Consider the following 19,174-nt stretch of genomic DNA (forward strand, 5'->3'; position numbering starts at 1 on the left):
CCGACCGGCCAGGATGATGGAGCCAAGGGAGTTAGGCATGGCAAAATACGGGTTTCTGGCAGTGTTGGCGCTGACCTGCACCGCGTTCGCACCGGCGAAGGACGACGCGCCGTTCGCACCGGTGCTGGAGGAGGATTTCGCCGATCCGTTCGTGATGCTGCACGACCGCACCTTCTATGCCTATGCGACCAACCCTCCGGGCAATGTCGCGAATGTGCAGATGGCGACGTCGACCAATCTGGCGGACTGGGCGCTGGTCAAGACCGGCGGCAAGATCCACGATGCGATGCCGACGCTGCCGGTGTGGGCCCGCGAGGGCTTCACCTGGGCGCCGGAGGTGCAGCGGGTCGCCAATGGCTTCGTGATCTACATCACGGCGCGCGAGAAGGAGACCGGGCTGCAGTGCATTGGCGCGGCGTTTGCGAGCGATCCGCGCGGGCCGTTCGTGTCGAAGGAAACCGAGCCGATGGTGTGCCAGCGCGATCTGGGCGGCACGATCGACGCGGCCCCGTTCCGCGACACCGATGGCACGCTGTACCTCTATTACAAGAATGACGGCAACAACCCGAAGTTCGGCAAGCCGACCGACATCTATGCGCAGAAGATGAGCGCCGATGGGCTGAAGCTGGAAGGTCCCGCCGTCGCGCTGCTGCGCAATGACAAGCCGTGGGAGGCGCATGTGATCGAGGCGCCGACGATGGTGAAGACGCCGACCGGCTATGCGATGTTCTATTCGTCCAACCATTATGGCTGGGAGACGCATCAGCGCCTGTCGCCCTATGCGATGGGCTGGGCGAAGTGCGACGGGCCGATGGGGCCGTGCACCGATGCGCCGAAGAACCCGATCCTCTACAGCTACAACAACCGTGAGGCCGGCTGCCTGAGCGGGCCGGGGCATCAGAGCATCTTCAACGTCGGGGCGCGGCAGTTCGTGTCGTTCCACGCCTGGGCCGCGACCCCCGGGTGCCGCAAGCTCGACAACAAGCGCTACCTCTATGTCGCGCCGTTGCTGTGGAAGGATGGCGAGCCGGCGGTCGGCGTCAGCATTCGGCCTAGCGCGAAGAAGTGATCGCGCTCAGCCCGCCCGCAACCGCGTGAGCAGTTGCGGGTAGGGCGGCACGTGCTCCGTCGCTTGTGCGAGACGGGTGGCGAGTGCGTCCATTGCGTGCGCGGCGCGTGCGGGATCGACCGAGGCGCTGAGCGGGTCGATTGCATCCGGTGTTAGGCTGAGACCAATCAGCGACGCGAGCCACGCGTCGGTCTCGAACGGCTCGCCCTCGAACGGGGGAAGACGGCCGCGGCGTTTGAATTGTTCAAGCGTGCGGGCGAGACCTTCGGGAAGCGGGGCGGTCAGTTTCCCGGCGCGCCGATGGTGGAGCGCGTGGAAGTCGCGCATCCGCGTCGAAACCGCCCGGCTGCGACGGTTATATTCGGCGATCTCGGCGTGTCCGAAGTCTCGGCCCGGCAACAGGTCCAGCGCCAGCAGGATCGCATCCTGAGCAAGATGGAGCGCGCTACCGAACAGCGGGTCGATCGCGGTCGCAGCGTCGCCGATCGCCAGCATGTTGCCGATCCAAGGCGTGCGGCGGCCGAAGCGCACCGCGACGCCGCCGGTGTCGTCGCTGAGTTCGATCGACCGTGTCCGCTCCGCGAGCGGAGATTGCCAGCGCCAGCCGGTTGCGGTTGTTTCGGCGCGGTCGAGCGGATCGACGGCATCGCCCGGCACGTCGCGCACCGCCATTGAGCGGCCCGGAAGCCACGAATCCCACGGCTCGAACTCCGCTTCATCGCGGGAGCGCAGCAACGCGTGAGGACCCGAGCAGTCGAGGTACAGGTCGGCGGTGACACGACCGCCATCGGCTGTCCCTACGGCAGCGATCGCACCATCCTCGCCGCGCTCCACGGAGGCGAACGGCGCGTGGCGTGGCAGCAGGGCGGTCAGCGTGTCGAGCCGCGCGCGATAGCGGGGAGGATCGATGCGCAGCGCGTAGAGAAATCCGCCGAGCGGCGAGGCGGGGTCGGGGCTGGGGTGGACGAACCTCCCCGCCGCGCCGAGCAATGCCGCCGCGCCGTAGCGCCAATAGGGTGCCGCAGCTCCCGCCTGAAACGCGCGATGCCACAGCGTATGGAACGGGATGTCGCCGGCCTTCAGGCCGTGTTCGCCGAAGCCGTGGACCCAATCCTGCTGCTCTTGCGGCCAGTTGACGAAGCGGGCGCCGAGCAGATGCGTCGCGATCCCATCGCATATCAGCTCCCGCTCGTCGAGGCCGATCGCGGCGTGAAAGCGGTGGATGCTCGGCCAGGTCGCGCACTGTATTTCGGCAACCGCCGCCGGGTCGGGGGCGGCGGGCACGATCGATACCTCGACCTGCGGCAGGGCGCGGGCGAAGGCCGCCGCCGCGGACAGACCGACGATCCCGTCGCCGACCACGCAGACCGAGCGGATCGCGCGCGCGCTCATGCGACCCGGCCCAACGCTGCGTCATGGCTGGGCATGTCGCGCACTGCTGCAGCGACCTGCGCGTGCAGCTGGTCCAGTGCACCGCCGAGTTGCGTCGGGTCGACCGGATCGACGCGCTGGTCCCACTGGCGCGGCGTGATCCCCTGACCAAGATAGACGGCGAGCCAGCTGGGTTCGAAGAACAGCCCCTGCGTAGAGTGCGCGACGCGGCCGGATTCGCGGAACAGCTCCATCTTCTCCGCCAGGCTGTCGGGGATGTGCATCGTTCGCATGTCGTTCCAGAACGGCGAGTCATCGCGCATTGTGGCGTGGTAGTGGAGGATCAGGAAGTCGCGGATCCGGTCATATTCAAGGTCGACCATGCGATTGAACTCGTCGCGATCGGCATCGGCGATGCGCCCGTCGATCGGGAACAGCGCGATCAGCTGCTCGACCGCGCCCTGCGCCAGATAGATGCTGGTGGATTCGAGCGGCTCGAGAAAGCCAGAGGCGAGGCCGACCGACACGACGTTGCGGTCCCAGCTGCGCGCGCGGCGCCCCGCGCGGAAGCGCAGGATGCGCGGGTCGGCCAGCGGCGGGTTCTCAAGCGCGGAAACGAGGGCGGCGCTCGCCGCATCTTCATCAAGATGCGCGGACGAGAAGACATAGCCATTGCCGACCCGGTGCCGCAGCGGAATACGCCAGCGCCAGCCCGCCGGCATGGCGGTGGCGCGGGTGTATGGCTCGATCGGCCCCTCGGGCGACGGGCAGGGCGCGGCGACCGCGCGATCGCACGGGAGCCAGCGCGACCAATCCTCCCACGCCGACCCGATCGCCCCGCCGATCAGCAGCGCGCGAAAGCCCGAGCAATCGACGAACAGGTCGCCCTCGACCCGCTCGCCGCTGGCAAGGGTCAGCGCGGACACATCGCCCGATAGCGGGTCGAGCGACACATCGACGACACGCCCCTCTGTCCGTTCGACGCCACGCGCGACGGCATAGGCGCGCAGATACGGGGCGAACAACGTGGCGTCGAACTGATAGGCATAGCCATAGCTGGAGCGCAGCGACGCCGCGTCGTTGGTCGGCGGGGCGAAACGGCACTGCGCCGCCATCTGGTTGCACAGCGAATAGTCGAACAGCGAGTCCTGTCGGCCCTGCGCCCGCATCCGCAGCCAATAGTGGTGGAAGGGCACGCCGTTCAGCGGTCGGCCGAAATTGCCGAACGGGTGGAGATAGGCGTCGCCGATGCGGCCGAAATCGCGGAACTCGATGCCGAGCTTATAGGTCGCCTGCGTCACGCCCATGAACTCGGCCTCATCGATCCCGAGCATTGAAACGAAGGCGCGCAGATGGGGGAGGGTGGCCTCACCAACGCCGACGATGCCGATATCCTCGGATTCGATCAGCCGCACGCTGCATGCGTGAGGAAGGCGGCGGATTAGTGCCGCTGCCGCCATCCACCCCGCGGTGCCGCCGCCGAGAATGACGACCCGGGTGCGTGGCCGGTCGTCGCGAGGGGCTTCGCTGCTCATGCCATGACCCTCAAACGACAGGAGCCGAAGAGCAAGGCTCTCCGGCTCCCATGTTGATGCCAACCGCTCCGGTCAGAGGCGGAAGCGGATGCCCACAGTGAGGGTCGATTCCTCGTAGCGGACGACGCGCGGATAGGTGGCCGTGAATGCCCCGGCGGCGGGCAGGGCATTGCCGACCGTGTTGGTCCGCGTCAGCGTCGAGCTGAACGGATCGCCGAGGATGTTCGTCCAGTCGCCGAACACCGTGACCGCGGGCATAACGTCGTAGCTGACCGAGAGATCGAGCCGCTTAACGGGATCCGCCTCTTCGGTGTACAGGTGGTCGCCGCGCCGCTGGTAGGTCAGCGGGAACGCGCTGCGCCAGTTGTAGGCAAGCCGCGCATATAGGCCATTGGCTTCGTAGAAGGCAGCCGCGTTGAGCGACCAGTCCGACACGAACAGCAGCTCGCGGTTGACCGTGCGGATCAGCGGCGAGCCGTCCGGATTCAGGCCATCGTCATAGTTGAAGTCAGACCGCGCATCGAGGTTGGTGACGTTGCCCTGAAGACCGAACTGCGGCAGGCCAATGAAATCGAGGAACGTCGAGCCCTGGATTTCAAAGCCGCGGATGCGGCCTTTGCCGGCGTTGATCGGGGAGCCCAGGCGCAATGGGGTGCCGTCCGGAAGCGTACCCGTAAAGGTATTCCCTTCGATGAAGCCCTCCATGTCGCGGTGGAAGACGCTGACCGAAACGAAGCCGTTGCGCGAGAAATAATATTCAAGCGCGGCGTCATAGTTGCGCGACGTGAGCGGGTTCAGGAACGGGTTGCCGCCATTGCCGGTGCGGTAGCAACCATCCGGGATCGGGGTTTCCGACAAACAACCATTGGTATTTGGGCGGTCGAGCGTGGCCGATGCGCGAAGGTCGATGAAATTCGGGCGCGTCTGGGTCTCGGTAAAGGCCAGCCGTGCCTGGATCTGCGGCGTGAAACGAATGCGCGCGTTGATGTTGGGCAACCAGGCTTCGAACTTGCGCTCAACGGCCGTTGGCGTCTGCACACCAGGAGCGTCGCCTGCGGGCAGCAAGAGGCGTGTGCCCGACAGGTCAAGATCGCTTCGTGCATAGCGCAAGCCGATCGTACCATCGATGCTGGCTTCACCGCCCAGCGGAATCTCATAGCGCAACTGGGCGTAGGCGGCGAAGTGCTTCTCGTTCGCGTCCCAGGTCTGCTGCGGATCCGCCGGAGGCGCGCCGGTCAGACCGGGCTGATTGAACTCCCGCAACTGCGCCAGATTGGCGCGAATGCTATCATAGGTCGGCGAGAGCCAGGTCACGATACCCGGCTGTGGGTCGGCACCGCGGAACCCCGCGTCGAACAACTCATAGGTCAGCGGCACCGCCGAGAACGGGCGACGGTCGCCTTCACGATCAAAATAGCGGTTCCCAAACTCCCGACGCGCGTCGCGGTCGGTGTAGCGGATGCCTGCCTCGAACGCCTTCACCCATGGCATTTCGGTTTCGTAGGTGACGTCGACGCGTGCCTGCCAATCCTTGCCCTTCGCCTGCTGCGCTTCCTCATAGAAGCCGCGATAGACATAGTTGGCGGGGTTGCTCGCGTCGAACCCGGGGATCGAAAAGACCGCGCCGCCATCGCCGCTGTCGGCATTGGTATCGAACACGATCGTCTGCGGGTTGGCGAAGGCATAGTCGACGCTGGCGGTCGATCCAGTGAAGGTTGAGTCGGTTCGCGCGACGTCCGCAGTGATCTTCAGGCCGCCGGTCTCGAAGCTACCGCCGAGCGCGAACTGATAGGTATCGGTCGTGTTGTAGGTGCCGCCCTGATAGCCTTGCACGCGGCGCGGATTGGTGACCGTCGCGCTCTTGAGCAGATCGGGTCGATCGGGCACGGTGACGGCGTTGGAGAAGCCCGAGCCGCCCCACAAAGCCGCTTCCATCTCACGCGACGACAGCTTGTTGCGGAAGCCCTGATACAGGCCCTCGACATAGAATTCGAGGCCGGGGGTCGGGCGCCACTGGATCGCGCCGTTGACCGACGGACGCTCGCGATCACCCTCGTCATAGGTGACGCGCTGAATGTCGGGGAACTGCGTGCCGCCCGGACCGCCGCCAGCGACGAAGTCGGTGTTTGACCGCGTTGAATCCCGATAATGCATGCTGGTGTACGACAGGCCGAGCAACGCGCCGATCTCACCGCCACCGACGTCCCAGCGATCCGAAACCATGATGTTGGCGTTCGGGTTATAGTCGCGCGCCTGATAGGTGTAGGTCATCCATGCCGACCCGGCGACGTGGAAGTCAGCGAAGTCGAATGGACGGCGCGAGCGCACGTTGATGAGGCCGGCAAGACCCGGCTCGACCAGATTGGCGGTGGAGGTCTTGTACACCTCGATCGCGCCGATGGCACCCGAGGGGAAATCCTGCAGCGCGACCGAGCGCGTTTCCGCAGTGAAGATCTCGCGGCCGTTATAGGTGGTGACAAAATCGGGGAGACCGCGGACAAGCACGCGTCCGGCCTCGCCGCCGCTGCGCTCCACCTGCACACCCGGGATGCGGGCGGCGGTATCGGACACGGTGATGTCGGGCAGCTTGCCGATATCCTCGGCAACGATCGCGTCGACGATCTGGGTCGAGTTGCGGCGGATGTTCTGCTGCGACTCGAGCGACTGGCGATACCCGCTGATGACGATCTCGTCGCCTTCTGCGGCCGGTGTCTGCTGCGCTTCCGGCGCTGGCGTCCCGGCGTCCTGCGCCCATGCGGGCGCGGCAGCCAGCATGATTGCGGCGGCAGAGCCGGAACAGCGGATCAAAGCTCTCAAACGCATTTATGTCCTCCCCTTCGATAATTCACAGCACGCCGGTCGCCTGGTCTGCGACTCTTCTTGTGGTCGCTATAGAAGCGCGCTCCCGGCGCTGACAAGGTATTTATAAGATTTATCGGATAATGGTGTCGCGTCTTGGGTCACCACTCCGCGAAGCTGCCGTCTTCCTGACGCCAGATCGGGTTGCGCCAGCGGAACTTCTCGGCGTGCGCCTTGCGCACTGCAGCCTCGTCGATCTCGACGCCAAGGCCCGGCCCGGTCGGGATCGGCAGAAAGCCATCGACCGGCGAGAGCACGGCAGGATTGGTGCAGAAATGCAGCAAGTCGTGGCCCTCATTGTAATGGATGCCGAGTGACATCTCCTGCAGCACGACGTTTGGCGTGCACCCGGCGAGCTGCAGGCAAGCGGCGAGCGCGAGCGGGCCGAGCGGGCAATGCGGGGCAACCGCTACGTCATAGGCCTCGGCCATTGCGGCGATCCGGCGGCATTCGCTGAGGCCCCCGGCATGGCTGAGATCGGGCTGGATGATGTCGACTGCGCCACTCGCAAGGAACGGCTTGAAATCCCACCGCGAATAGAGCCGCTCGCCGAGCGCGATCGGGGTGCTGATCTGGCTCGAAATCTGGGCGAGGACTTCCGGGTTTTCCGACAGGATCGGCTCTTCGATGAACAGCAGCCCCAGCGGTTCGAGCTGCTTGGCAAGCTGCTTGGCCATCGCGCGGTGGGCGCGGCCGTGGAAGTCGAGCCCGACATCCATGCCGACGGCCTGTGCGGCGAGAACGCGCTCGATCACATCGTCGAAGCGGGGCGCGGTGAGATAGTCGAGTTCGGAGGTCGCGTTCATCTTGACCGCGGAGAAGCCCTGCGCCTTGCGCGCCGCAGCAGCTTCGCCGACATCGTCGGGGCGGTCGCCGCCGATCCAGGCATAGGCGCGGACTTTGTCGCGGACCTGCCCGCCCATCATCTCCCACGCAGGAAGGCCGTAATGCCGCCCCTTGAGATCCCACAGCGCCTGATCGAGCCCGGCAAGCGCCGACATCAGCACCGCGCCGCCGCGATAAAAACCGCCGCGATAGGCGACCTGCCAGACATCCTCGATCCGGCGCGGGTCGCTGCCGATGAAGCGATCACGCAGCGATTCGAACGCGCCATCGACTGCTTCGCTATGCCCTTCCAGGCTCGCTTCGCCCCAGCCGAAACAGCCATCCTCCGCCTCAACGCGGACGAACAGCCAACGGGGCGGAACGTGAAACGTCTCGATACGCGCAATCTTCATGGTCACCTCAAAACCCCACCCGGGCATTAAACCTATTTATCTGATAATTTATATCTAGCAAGGCCGGGACGCGCCTGTATGATCCGCAGCGATGGGAAAGAGACGCAAAGCGAGCCGCCGATGAGCTGGCGCGAGGGGTATATCGCGGTCGATTGGGGCTCGACCAATCGCCGGGCTTACTCGGTGGATGCTGAGGGCCGGGTGGTCGCAAAGCTGGAGGATGCCAAGGGCGTCCTGGCGGTCGGGCCGGGCGGATTCGATCGCGCCGCTGCCGAAATCCGGGAAGCGCTGGGCGACCGCGCGGTGCTGATCGCCGGGATGGCCGGGTCGAACCGCGGCTGGCGCGAGGCGGCTTATGTCGACTGCCCCGCAGATGCGCAGGCGCTCGCACAGGCGATCTGCTGGATCGAAGCTGGGCGGGTCGGCATCGTACCGGGCGTGTGCCAGCGCGGGCCGGGCGCAGACGTGATGCGCGGTGAGGAAGTGCAGGCGCTGGGCGCGGTTGCCGCCGGGCTGGTGCCGGGCGACGGGCTGATCTGCCATCCGGGCACCCATGCGAAATGGATCGCGATGCGCGGCGGGCGGATCGACGCGTTTCGCACGATGATGACCGGCGAACTGTTTGCCGTGCTGCGCGATCATTCGATCCTGTCGGCGCAACTGAGCGGCGATGTCGGTCCGGACGAAGCCTTTGCAGCGGGGGTTGCCGATGCGTTGGGCGGCGCCGACCTGCTCGCTTCGCTGTTCGGAATTCGTGCGCGGCACTTGCTGGGAGGCGGGCGGAGCGACGCTGGCTATGCCAGCGGCCTGCTGATCGGAAGCGATGTGCGGACCGCGCTCGCGGGTCGGGCACCGGGCGAGACGGTCGCGCTCGTCGGCGCGCCCGCGCTGTGCGCGCTCTATTCCGCCGCGCTCGGCCAGGCTGGGACGGTTGGCAAAGTAATCGATGGCGAGGCGGCGTTTCTGGCCGGCATTCGTCGCATCACGGAGTTTCTATGACTGGTTCGCTTGACGCCTTCACCACCCACTTCGCCGCCTGCCCGCTGATCGCGATCATCCGCGGCGTCACGCCTGACGCGGTCGAGGCGGTGGGCGACGCACTGGTCGAGGCCGGCATCCGCATCATCGAGGTGCCGTTGAATTCCCCCGATCCGCTGGTGAGCATCGAACGGCTGGCGCGCCGTCTGGGCGATGCCACGCTGATCGGCGCGGGTACCGTGCTGACGGTCGAGCAAGTGACGCAGGTTGCGAATGCGGGTGGACGTATCATCGTATCGCCCTGCGTCAATCCGCAGGTAGTCGCCGCCACCGCTGCGGCGGGGCTGGTCTCTGCACCCGGCTATTTCACCCCCAGCGAAGCCTTCGCGGCGCTCGATGCCGGGGCGCATGCGCTCAAGCTGTTTCCCGCCGAGGCGGCATCGCCCGCGGTTGTGAAGGCGCACCGTGCGGTGCTTCCGCTCGACGTGCCGCTCGTTGTCGTGGGCGGGATTACCCCCGATGCAATGGCGCCCTATTTCGCGGCCGGTGCCGACGGGTTCGGGCTGGGCGGCGCGCTGTATCGGCCGGGACAGACCAGCGCCGAGGTCGCAGCGCAGGCGCGCGCGTTCGTCGCCGCGATCGGAGCACCGTGAGGTGATCCGCGTCGCCATTATCGGGTTCGGCAAGATCGCCGCAGACCAGCATTTGCCCGCCATCGCCGCCGATCCACGCTTCGAGCTGGTCGCGATTGCCACGCCAGCGGGCGATCCGGACATCGGCGTGCCCTGGTACAGCGACGCTGCGGAACTGCTGGCGGCGATGGACGGGGTGGCGGACGCGATCGCGATCTGCACGCCGCCCAGCGCCCGCCATGATTTCGCGCGCGATGCGTTGCTTGCCGGGTTCGACGTGCTGCTCGAAAAGCCACCGACGACGACGTTGGGCGAACTCGACGCGCTCGAAGCGCTGGCGCGGGAGCGGGGCCGGGTGCTCTACACCGCATGGCACTCGCAATTCGCGCCGGGGGTTGCCCCGGCTGCCGCGCTTCTGGCGGACGCTGCGATCGACTCGCTGCACATTTCGTGGCGCGAAGACGTACGGAAGTGGCATCCGGGGCAGGAGTGGATCTGGAATGCTGGCGGGTTCGGGGTCTTCGATACCGGGATCAACGCGCTGTCGATCCTGTCGCGGATCGCGCCAATGCCGCTGCTGGTCCGCGAGGCCACGCTGTCGGTTCCTGAGAACCGACAGGCCCCGATTGCCGCGACGATCGATTTCATCGGCGGTGACTGGCGGGCGGAGTTCGACTGGCGGTTCGATGCGGGCGAGGAATGGATCATCCATATCGTCACGCGCGACGGGCGGCGGATCGAATTGCGCGATGGTGGCGCGCGGCTTACGGTTGACGGGGTCGATGAGGCGCTGGACGAGGACAGCGAATATCCGCAGATCTACGACCGGTTCGCGACGCTGATCGGCGCACGGGCGAGCGAAGTTGATCGCGAACCGCTGCGCATTGCCGCCGACGCTTTCATGGTTGCGCGCCGCGAAAGCGTTGCAGCATTCGACTGACCCGCGTTACTAGCGTCAATGATGCTCATGACTGCCATTGTTCGATCGGCGCGCCCGCGCCGCGCCCGGAACGGAGCCTGACCGCATGGAGGCTGACTCGCCGATGCTGAGTTCCCCCGCAACCGGCGGGCGGAACCTGACCTACGGACTGCTCGATTCGCTCGGCCGCGCGATCGTCACCGGCCATTATGACGCGCGCGTCTTCCCGACCGAGGCGGATCTGGCCAAGCAGCATGGCGTCAGCCGCTCGGTGACGCGCGAAGCGGTCAAGATGCTGACCGCCAAGGGGCTGCTCACCGCCCGCCCGCGCAAGGGCACGACGGTGCAGCGTCCGGCGCACTGGAATCTGTTCGATGCCGATGTGCTGCGCTGGCTGTTGGAACGCACCTTCTCGCTCGAGCTGCTGCGCCAGTTCACCGAGCTGCGCATTGCGATCGAGCCGGCTGCGGCCGCGCTCGCCGCCCGCGCCGCCGATGCGGCCGGCCTCGCGCTGATCCAGGCCGGCTATCGCCGCATGGAAGCGGCCGAGGTTGGCGAGGACGATCCGCTCGAGGCCGACATCGCGTTTCACGTCGCGATCCTCGCGGCGTCGGCCAACCCCTTTTACGCGCAGTTCCGCGACGTCGTCGAAACCGCGCTGCGCACCTCGATCCGCTTTACCAATCGGTTCAAGGGACGCACCGCCAGCCTGCCGCAGCACCGCGAAGTGCTGAGCGCGATCGAGGCGCGCGATCCCGACGCGGCGCGCGACGGGATGATCGCGCTGATTACGGACGTGATGACGCTGATCGACGAGGCGGGGAAGACGGGCTGACCACGGGAAGCTCGGCGAGCAGTTCGTTGACGCGACGTTCGCCGTCGGCCAGCGCCTGATCGACGGTCTTCTGCCCCGTGATTGCGGCACCGACCTCTTCGCCGACCAGCCGTTCGATCGCCGACTGCCGCTGCACATAGCCGGGCAGCGGATGGCCGATGGTCGCCAGCGGCGCGATCTCGGCGCGATGCGGCATCGCCTTGAACGCGGCCGATTCGATGACGCTGCGCACCGCCGGAAGATGCCCGGTGCGCGCCCAGTCGAGATTATGCGCGGTCATGAACTTGAAGAAGCGCGCGATCATCGCCCGTTGCGCCGGGGTCCGCTCGCGCTTCGGGACGACCCAGACATGGCCGCTGACGAACTCGGCATGCTTCCCCCACAGGCGCGGATAGGGATAGACCGCGTAACTTCCGTGCAGCGGACGGCCCGGCGTTATCGCATCCTGCTGAAACTGATCGATCATCCAGGTGCCCGTCGGATAGATGCCGCCTTCGCCGCTCAGGAACGCCGCGATCGCCGCGGGGGTGTCCTGATCGAGCGTGCCCAGCCCTTCCTGCGTCAGCGCCTTGAAATAATTGACGACGCGCCTTGCCTCTGGCGTCTGCAGCTTGATGTGCAGCGGATCGGGGAAGATCACCGCGTCCTGCGCCATCAGATAGGTGTAGAGCGTCCGCGTCTGCGCCGCGGTGTCGGCGACCAGGCTTTGGAGGAGGTAGGGCTTGCCGGTGCGCGCCTTGAACTGGCGGGCATGGGCGAGGAGTTCCTCCGCCGATCGCGGCAGCATCGGCTTGCCGTCGCGCATCAATCCCGCCTGCGCAAACAGCTTGGTGTTGATGTGATACAGGCCGCCATGCGTGTCCCAGGGCAGGCCATAGAGCCGGTTGTCGACCGTCGCAGCCATGCGGCTGGCATCGGTGAACTGGTCGGGCTTCAGCCCGGCGGCTTCCAGATAGGGCTCGACCGGCTCGAGCAACCCGCGCGCGGCATAGTCTGAGATCACCCCGCCATGCATGCTGACGATGTCAGGCGGATCGCCCGCCGCGAACTGTGCGCTAAGCTGCGGATAGCCGGGCCAGGCGACGACGTTGCTGCTGACCGGCGCGCCGGCGTTCTCGGCGTTGAACTTGTTGATCATCGACGTGATGATCCCGCATTCGCCCTTCGCCGCGGCGACATCGGTCGCGGTGCCATAGGCCGCGCCGCATTCGCCGAAGAAGCGCTGCAGATAGATTTTGCCATCGTCCGCGCCGCCGCTGCTACCGCAGCCGGTGGCGAGCAGGGCGAGGCCGAGTGCTAGGGCGATCCTCATCGCGCCGTCCCCGCCATCGACTGGACAATGTGCTTCTGGAACAGGACATAGACGATGAAGATCGGCACCGACGCGAACACCGCCTGCGCCATCAGGAAGCCGAGGCCGCTGGTCTGCGCATAGTTCATCTGGGCCGAGGCGAGGCCGACGGTCAGCGTGTACATGTCGCTGCGCGTCGCCGAGATCAGCGGCCACCAATAGCTGTTCCAGCTGGCGAGGAAGGTAAACACGCCGAGCGTCGCCTGAGCGGGCAGGGTGAGCGGCAAGAGCACGCTCCAGAAGATGCGCAGCCGCGACGCGCCGTCGAGCATCGCCGCCTCATCCAGATCCCGCGGGATCGCACGAAAATACTGGGTCATGAAAAACACGCCAAAGGGTCCGGCCAGCCCGGGCAGGATCAGCCCGGGATAGCTGTTGTGAAGGTGGAGCGCGGCGAACAGCTGATGCTGGGGCAGGATCACCGCCTGTTCGGGGATCGCAAGGCCGAGCAGGACAAAGACGAACAGCGTCCGGCGGAAGGGGAATTCGAGCCGCGCAAAGCCGTATCCGGCGAGGCTGCACAGCACGAGCACGCCGATCGTGGTCCCGACTGACACGATCAGGCTGTTGAACAGCCAGCGAAACACCTGATCACCCGACAGGATCGCCCAGTAATTTTCGAGCGTGTAGGGAAATTCGAGCGCCGCGCCGCTGTTACCGACCAGCGCCTGGTTGGACTTGAGCGACAACAGGATCGTCCAGATCAGCGGCGCCAGCATCACCGCCGCCGCGAGCAGCAGCGCGATCAGCGTCGCGGGACGGACCCGGCCCTCGCCCGGTCGGAACGCGGGTGTGGTGCGATCAGCGGCCATTGCCAGCCTCCGACGTTCGCATCGTGAACCAATATTGCGCCAGCGTCAGCGCCACGATCAGCAGGAACAGGATCTCCGCCGCAGCAGCGGCATAGCCGAGCTCCCAGCGCCAGAAGGCGGTTTCGAAAATGAACAGGACCATCGTCCGCGTCGCACCATTGGGGCCGCCGGCGGTGAGCAGCTGCGACTGGCCGAACAGCTGGAGCTGAGCTGCGGTCTGGAGCATCACGACCAGCACCAATGTGCGGCGGAGCGAGGGCAGGGTGATCCGCCACAGGATCGTCCAGCGGCTCGCCCGGTCCAGTGCGGCGGCCTCATAGATGTCGCCCGGAATTTGCTGCAGCCCGGCAAGGAACAGCATCATCGGCAGACCGATCGACCACCAGATTGTGGTGATTGCCAGCGCCCATAGCGCCAGCGTCGGATCGCTCAAAAACGGCAGCGGCGGCGTTCCCAGCCCCTGCGCCACTTCACCAAGCAGCCCGGCGTCGGGGGCGAGCACGAAGCGCCAGATCAGCGTCACGATCGTGACCGACAGAACCGAAGAGGAAAAGAAGATGCCGCGAAACACCGCCGCGTCGCGGGTCGGGCGGTTCAGCGCGAGCGCGAGCATCAGCGACAGCACCGTCAGGATCGGGACGATCATTGCCGCGAGCAGCAAGGTCTGGAAGATCGCAGCGTGGAAGACCGGATCACCCGCCAGCCGCACATAGTTATCGAACCCGACGAAGCTGCCCCCGCCGAACAGATCGACGCGGGTCATGCTGAGCCCGATGCCCGCCAGCAGCGGATAGATCAGGATGAGCAGATAGATCGCGAGGAACGGCGCGACGAAGCCGAAACTGGCGAGACGATCACCGCGCCTCATGCCGCGGAGTCCGTGACCTGCGCATGGTGACCGTTGCCGTTGCAGTCGAACAGATGCGCTGCCGCGCCATCGATGCGCAGGCGAACCCGGTCGCCCAGCTTGACGACGCTCAGCCCGGCATCCTCCGCGGTAATCTCCTGCCCGTCGCTCAGCTTGGCATAGACGAGCGTGCGATCGCCGAGCCGTTCGACCAGCAGCACTTCAGCGTCGCACGCACCTTCGCCCGACGAGGCAACCCGGACATGTTCGGGGCGCAGGCCGAGTTCGACCGAACCGGAGGGCAGGGCGGCGCGATCGATCCGGGTCGTCACCTCGGTCCCGTCGCCGAGGCGCACGCGCGCGGGGCCGTCGCCCGGCACCAGCGATGCGGGGAGCAGGGTCATCGCGGGCGAGCCGACAAAGCGCGCGACGAAGCTGTTCGCCGGGCGGGTATAGATGTCCATCGGCGCGCCGATCTGCTGGATGCGGCGGTCGTTCATCACCACGATCCGGTCCGCCAGCGTCATCGCCTCGGCCTGATCATGCGTCACCATGATGATCGCCGCATCGACGCGCCGGCGCAGCTGGGCGAGTTCGACCCGCGTCCGCGTGCGCAGCGCGGCGTCGAGGTTGGACAGCGGCTCGTCGAACAGGAACAGCCTAGGATGCTTGACGATCGCCCGGCCGATCGCAACGCGCTGGCGCTGGCCGCCCGACATCTGCGCCGGTTTCTTGTCGAGCTGGCTCTCGATCTCGAGCACCGCTGCCGCTTGGGCGATGCGGGCGTCGATCTCGGCTTGCGGTACCCGCGCATTCCGCAGGCCGAATGCCATATTCTCCCGCACCGTCATGTGCGGGTAGAGCGCATAGGCCTGGAACACCATTGCCACGTCGCGCGCGCCGGGGTGCAGCTGGTCGATGCGCTTGCCATCGAGCACCACCTCGCCCGCGTCGGCGGTCTCGAGCCCGGCAATAATGCGGAGCAGCGTCGACTTGCCGCTGCCCGACGGCCCCAGAAATGCGATGAACTCACGGTCGGCCATGCTCAACGACACATCGTCGAGGACCGGCGTTTCTCCATAGGCCTTACGGACGTTACGAAGCTCGAGGCTCACTGCGGCATCCCATATTATCTTATTTATCGCACTTGTTAACAAAAGCGGGCCGGACGTCAATCCGCGCTGCGCAGATCGCGGTGGAGAGCATGCCCAAAATCGGTCGCTGAAACCACACTCGCATTTATCTTATAATTGTGGTTTAGCGGTCGCGAACCGCCTGTGGGACCCGTAACCGACCATGACCATTCAGTTCGAAGCCATCGCCGCCGCTCAAGCGCCGCACAGCCAGATCACCGTCCGCCGCGGCGACGCCGAACGCACCTACCAACTCGCGTCGGGCGAGCATCCGGCCTATGTCGATTTCTTCAACCGGGTCGCCGATGATTTCGGGTCGCGCCGCCCGCATGTGCTGAGCGGTCCCGCACCCAGCGACCTGCCCGCGCCGGACTGGCAGCCGCTGCTTACCACCAACGCCAGCCCGCGAATCACTTGCGGCTATGGCGATCCCGCGGTGCTGAAGACCGATCAGGGCTACGTCCTCGTCGCGACGTCCAACGATGCTCCGGACGCGTTTCCGATCCTGCACTCGGACGATCTTGAGACCTGGACGCACAAAGGCTTCGTCTTCGCCGAGGGGGAGGCGCCGGAGTGGACCGCGCATGGCCGGCATGTCGGCGATTTCTGGGCCCCGGAAATGGCGCGGGTCGGCGATGAATATTGGCTGGTCTATACCGCACGCCAGAAATCGAACGCGCTCGCCATCGGGCTGGCCAAGAGCGACAGCCCGTTCGGCCCGTGGCGCGACCTGGGTCATCCGCTGGTCACCGCGCATGCGGTCAACACGACCGGGATTGCGGGCGATCCGGCCCAGCCGGTGATGAGCGGCGGGGTGATCGATTCGCACATCTTCATCGACGACGATGGCGAGCGCTATCTGTTGTGGAAGCGCGACACCAACGGCGTGTGGCCGCGCCCGCTCGCCGGCCTGTTCCGCCAGCGGCCCGAGTTGATCGATCAGGTCTTCACGGTCGAAGCCGATCGCCGCACCGCATCGCTCGCCGCCGCACTCCAGCCCTGGGCCAACTCACAGCGGCCGATGGAACGCTTTTTCCTGATGCAGCCGCTGATCGAGGCGGTGCTCGACAATTGGCAGCAGGTGAAGGCCGCGCTGGCGGACATCCCGGAGGCTGAAGCGATCCTCGAGGCGATGAGCACGCCGATTTACGCACAGCGGCTGACCGAAACCGGCGAGCGGGTGGGCGACGAGCATCTGGTTCTCACCAACGACCTTGAATGGGAGGGGCATCTGATCGAGGGGCCGTGGGTCACCAAGCAGCAGGGCCGCTACTGGATGTTCTATGCCGGCAATGATTTCGGAACGCCCGCCTATGGCATCGGCGTCGCGGTCGCCGACCATATTTTCGGGCCGTACGTCAAACAGGGCGATCCGTTGCTCAAGTCGACGACGACGTGGTGGGCGCCGGGCCATGCTTCGGTCGCGCCGGGGCTGGATGATGAGCCGCAGCTGTTCTTCCACGCCTTCTTTCCGGGCACCGGCGGCTATAACGAATTCCGCGCGCTGCTGACGACCCGGCTTGGCTTCGGCCCGGACGGGGTGACGACCGGCTAGGGTCGGACTGCGGGGGCTGCTTGCGCGCCGGTCGATGGGCCGTCGCCCGCGATGCGTGGCCAGCCGTCCTGCCAGATGATCCGGTCGAGCAGCATGATACGGCGCGTATTGACGTCGTCGCCGGGCTTGGCGCGCGGGCGCTTTGCGTCGACCGCGTGGTAAAGCATCCAGTGATCGCCGCGTGCGTCGGCGACGACGGCATTATGGCCCGGTGCGACCCACTGGTCGCGCTGGGCGAGGATAACGCTGGCGGGCGCTCCGGTCGCGTCGCGCAGCGTCTCGAACGGCCCGGTTGCGCTGCGCGACCGCGCGACCATCACCGCATAATGCGCCTTTGGCCCGCAGCAATTGTCGCCTGAGTAAAAGAGATAATACCAGCCTTCGCGCCGCAGCACCCAGGCGCCCTCGATCAGGCGCTGATAGTTTGCGGGATCGTCGGTCTTGTCGACCTCGACCAGCGGCACTGCCGCGCTTCCGGGCGCGAAGGAGATGCGGTCGGCGGCGAGTTCGCGCACCTTGATCGGGCCGAACCCCGATCCCCAATAGAGCAGCCGCTTGCCGGTTGCCGGATCGTCGAACGACATCGGGTCGATATTGACGAAGCCCTCGCCACATTCGAGCGGGCGGCCGCTGTCGGCAAATGGGCCCTCCGGCCGCTCGGCGACCGCCACCGCGAGGCACAGGCCGCGCGTCGTATCCTTCAGCGCGGCGTCGGGCTTGGCGGAATAATAGAGGTAGTAGCGGCCGTCGTGCTGCGCGACGTGTGGCGCCCAAAAATCCTGCGTCGCGCTCGCCCAGCCCGGCTTTTGCGGCAGCGCGTCGCCGAGATGCTCCCAGCCCACCAGATCGCGCGAGCGGGCGACCTGGATATTATGCATCCGCCCGGGTTCGCCGCCCTGCGTCGCATAGACATAGTAATAGCCGTCCGGGGCAAGCAGCGCGGCGGGATCGGCGAACTCGCGATCTAACACCGGATTGGCATAGGTCGACGGCGCCTCGCGCGGGGTGGTCGCGCAGGCGGAGAGGGCCAGCAGCGCGGCGAGCAGGGATGGGGTTCGCATCGCGCCAGTGTAGCGCACCGGCTTCAACGATGACAGCGGCTAGCCCGCAAAGCGTTGAGGGGACAGGCCTTTGACGCCAGGATCGACCTCGAACAGGCAACCGCCATTCGGCTCGTCAATGCCGTCGGCGGCGGAGGTGATGAACATCCGGTCGAACGAGTCCCCGGCAAAGGTCATGCTGGTGATCTGGCTCGCGGGCACGTGGATGGCGCGCTCGATCTTACCCTGCGGATCGAACCGGCTGACCCGCGACCCGCCCCAATGCGCAATCCACAGCCCGCCTTCGGCATCGAAGGTCATGCCGTCGGGATGGCCCCAGTCGGGCTCGAACTGCAGCCACAATTCGCGCGGGCCGAGCGTCGCGCCGTCGAGTGGGAAGCGGTAGATCTGGCCCAGCACCGTGTTGGTGTGGAACAGCCAGCGTCCGTCGGGGCTGATCGCTGGGCCGTTGGCGACGTGATAGCCGTCATCCATCCGCGTGATCGATCGATCGGCTTCGATGCGGTAGAAGGACCCGGTCGGGACGTCACAGGTGACCGGCATGGTCCCGGCCCAGATCCGCCCGTCGCGATCGGCCTTGGCATCGTTCATCCGGTTGATCGCCGGTTCGTCGGCGGGAAGGTCAACCAGCGCTTCGATCGAAACCGGCACCGGCGATGCGGGGTCGAGGACTACCGCCTTCACCCCGCTGCGGAACCCGGCGACCAGGCCCGGTGCGTCGCGCCGCTCGATCACCCAGCCGACCATCTCGGGCATCACCCAACTCGCCACCGCGCCATCGGTGAGCGACAGGCGATTGATCCGCTGCTCGATGATATCGACCCAATAAACCGACCCGTCGCGCGCCGCGAGCGGCCCTTCGCCAAGCTGGTCGCAGCGGTCACGTGGAATGATGCGGTAATCGTTCCGGCTCATCGGTGGCCCCATAGCCGCGCGAGAGTGCGTGGCGATGGGGCCTATAGGGCGCTTTGGATCGCTC

Annotated in this window: 16 protein-coding genes; 6 read left to right on the top strand and 10 right to left on the bottom strand. The window is 66.3% G+C overall.

What is annotated here, in order from left to right:
* The first annotated feature begins 37 nt into the window (after nucleotides 1-37).
* On the top strand, nucleotides 38-1,069 hold the full coding sequence (locus K9B35_RS01115; protein WP_224919966.1) for a glycoside hydrolase family 43 protein: 1,032 nt from the start codon (nucleotides 38-40) through the stop codon (nucleotides 1,067-1,069).
* A 6-nt stretch (nucleotides 1,070-1,075) separates the two neighbouring features.
* On the opposite strand, the gene K9B35_RS01120 is transcribed toward K9B35_RS01115, so the two are convergent.
* From K9B35_RS01120 to dgoD, 4 genes are all read right to left on the bottom strand, one after another.
* Entirely contained in the window at nucleotides 1,076-2,461 is a 1,386-nt protein-coding gene (locus K9B35_RS01120; protein WP_224919967.1) for a tryptophan 7-halogenase, read from the bottom strand.
* Nucleotides 2,458-3,975 carry a tryptophan halogenase family protein gene (locus K9B35_RS01125; protein WP_224919968.1) on the bottom strand — a complete coding sequence of 506 codons (1,518 nt, stop codon included), beginning with the start codon at nucleotides 3,973-3,975 and terminating at the stop codon, nucleotides 2,458-2,460. Before K9B35_RS01125 ends, K9B35_RS01120 begins: the two co-directional genes overlap by 4 nt.
* Before the next feature lie 72 nt (nucleotides 3,976-4,047).
* On the bottom strand, nucleotides 4,048-6,798 hold the full coding sequence (locus K9B35_RS01130) for a TonB-dependent receptor (RefSeq protein WP_224919969.1): 2,751 nt from the start codon (nucleotides 6,796-6,798) through the stop codon (nucleotides 4,048-4,050).
* 137 nt (nucleotides 6,799-6,935) lie between these two features.
* Nucleotides 6,936-8,072 carry a galactonate dehydratase gene (dgoD, locus tag K9B35_RS01135; RefSeq protein ID WP_224919970.1) on the bottom strand — a complete coding sequence of 379 codons (1,137 nt, stop codon included), beginning with the start codon at nucleotides 8,070-8,072 and terminating at the stop codon, nucleotides 6,936-6,938.
* A 78-nt stretch (nucleotides 8,073-8,150) separates the two neighbouring features.
* On the opposite strand from dgoD, the gene K9B35_RS01140 reads away from it, so the two are divergent.
* The 4 genes from K9B35_RS01140 (at nucleotide 8,151) to K9B35_RS01155 (ending at nucleotide 11,436) form a co-directional block, all read left to right on the top strand.
* Entirely contained in the window at nucleotides 8,151-9,071 is a 921-nt protein-coding gene (locus tag K9B35_RS01140) for a 2-dehydro-3-deoxygalactonokinase (protein ID WP_224919971.1), read from the top strand.
* Nucleotides 9,068-9,703 (top strand): 2-dehydro-3-deoxy-6-phosphogalactonate aldolase, encoded by a 636-nt coding sequence (locus K9B35_RS01145; RefSeq protein WP_224919972.1) that lies wholly within the window; start codon nucleotides 9,068-9,070, stop codon nucleotides 9,701-9,703. Before K9B35_RS01140 ends, K9B35_RS01145 begins: the two co-directional genes overlap by 4 nt.
* Nucleotide 9,704: 1 nt before the next feature.
* Nucleotides 9,705-10,622, top strand: coding sequence for a Gfo/Idh/MocA family protein (locus K9B35_RS01150; RefSeq protein WP_224919973.1), 918 nt, complete (start codon nucleotides 9,705-9,707; stop codon nucleotides 10,620-10,622).
* A gap of 103 nt (nucleotides 10,623-10,725) precedes the next feature.
* Complete coding sequence (locus K9B35_RS01155; protein WP_224919974.1) at nucleotides 10,726-11,436, top strand: FadR/GntR family transcriptional regulator; 711 nt, start codon at nucleotides 10,726-10,728, stop codon at nucleotides 11,434-11,436.
* Here K9B35_RS01155 and K9B35_RS01160 read toward each other — a convergent pair.
* From K9B35_RS01160 to K9B35_RS01175, 4 genes are read right to left on the bottom strand one after another with little or no spacing between them, the layout of a single operon-like run.
* On the bottom strand, nucleotides 11,390-12,748 hold the full coding sequence (locus K9B35_RS01160) for an extracellular solute-binding protein (RefSeq protein ID WP_224919975.1): 1,359 nt from the start codon (nucleotides 12,746-12,748) through the stop codon (nucleotides 11,390-11,392). The genes K9B35_RS01155 and K9B35_RS01160 overlap by 47 nt on opposite strands.
* Entirely contained in the window at nucleotides 12,745-13,599 is an 855-nt protein-coding gene (locus tag K9B35_RS01165) for a carbohydrate ABC transporter permease (RefSeq protein ID WP_224919976.1), read from the bottom strand. The genes K9B35_RS01160 and K9B35_RS01165 overlap by 4 nt, the downstream gene beginning before the upstream one ends.
* On the bottom strand, nucleotides 13,589-14,467 hold the full coding sequence (locus K9B35_RS01170; protein WP_224919977.1) for a carbohydrate ABC transporter permease: 879 nt from the start codon (nucleotides 14,465-14,467) through the stop codon (nucleotides 13,589-13,591). The genes K9B35_RS01165 and K9B35_RS01170 overlap by 11 nt, the downstream gene beginning before the upstream one ends.
* On the bottom strand, nucleotides 14,464-15,561 hold the full coding sequence (locus tag K9B35_RS01175) for an ABC transporter ATP-binding protein (RefSeq protein ID WP_224919978.1): 1,098 nt from the start codon (nucleotides 15,559-15,561) through the stop codon (nucleotides 14,464-14,466). Before K9B35_RS01175 ends, K9B35_RS01170 begins: the two co-directional genes overlap by 4 nt.
* A gap of 181 nt (nucleotides 15,562-15,742) precedes the next feature.
* On the opposite strand from K9B35_RS01175, the gene K9B35_RS01180 reads away from it, so the two are divergent.
* Nucleotides 15,743-17,134, top strand: coding sequence for a family 43 glycosylhydrolase (locus tag K9B35_RS01180; protein WP_224919979.1), 1,392 nt, complete (start codon nucleotides 15,743-15,745; stop codon nucleotides 17,132-17,134).
* On the opposite strand, the gene K9B35_RS01185 is transcribed toward K9B35_RS01180, so the two are convergent.
* Both K9B35_RS01185 and K9B35_RS01190 read right to left on the bottom strand, forming a co-directional pair.
* A complete protein-coding gene (locus K9B35_RS01185; RefSeq protein ID WP_224919980.1) occupies nucleotides 17,131-18,195 on the bottom strand; it encodes a glycoside hydrolase family 43 protein in 1,065 nt (354 codons plus the stop codon). The two genes, K9B35_RS01180 and K9B35_RS01185, sit on opposite strands and share 4 nt — an antisense overlap.
* A 39-nt stretch (nucleotides 18,196-18,234) precedes the next feature.
* Nucleotides 18,235-19,110 carry an SMP-30/gluconolactonase/LRE family protein gene (locus K9B35_RS01190; RefSeq protein ID WP_224919981.1) on the bottom strand — a complete coding sequence of 292 codons (876 nt, stop codon included), beginning with the start codon at nucleotides 19,108-19,110 and terminating at the stop codon, nucleotides 18,235-18,237.
* Nucleotides 19,111-19,174 lie beyond the last annotated feature (64 nt).

The sequence above is a fragment of the Sphingomonas sp. R647 genome, from assembly GCF_020177055.1.
In the GTDB taxonomy this organism is placed as follows: Bacteria; Pseudomonadota; Alphaproteobacteria; order Sphingomonadales; family Sphingomonadaceae; genus Sphingomonas.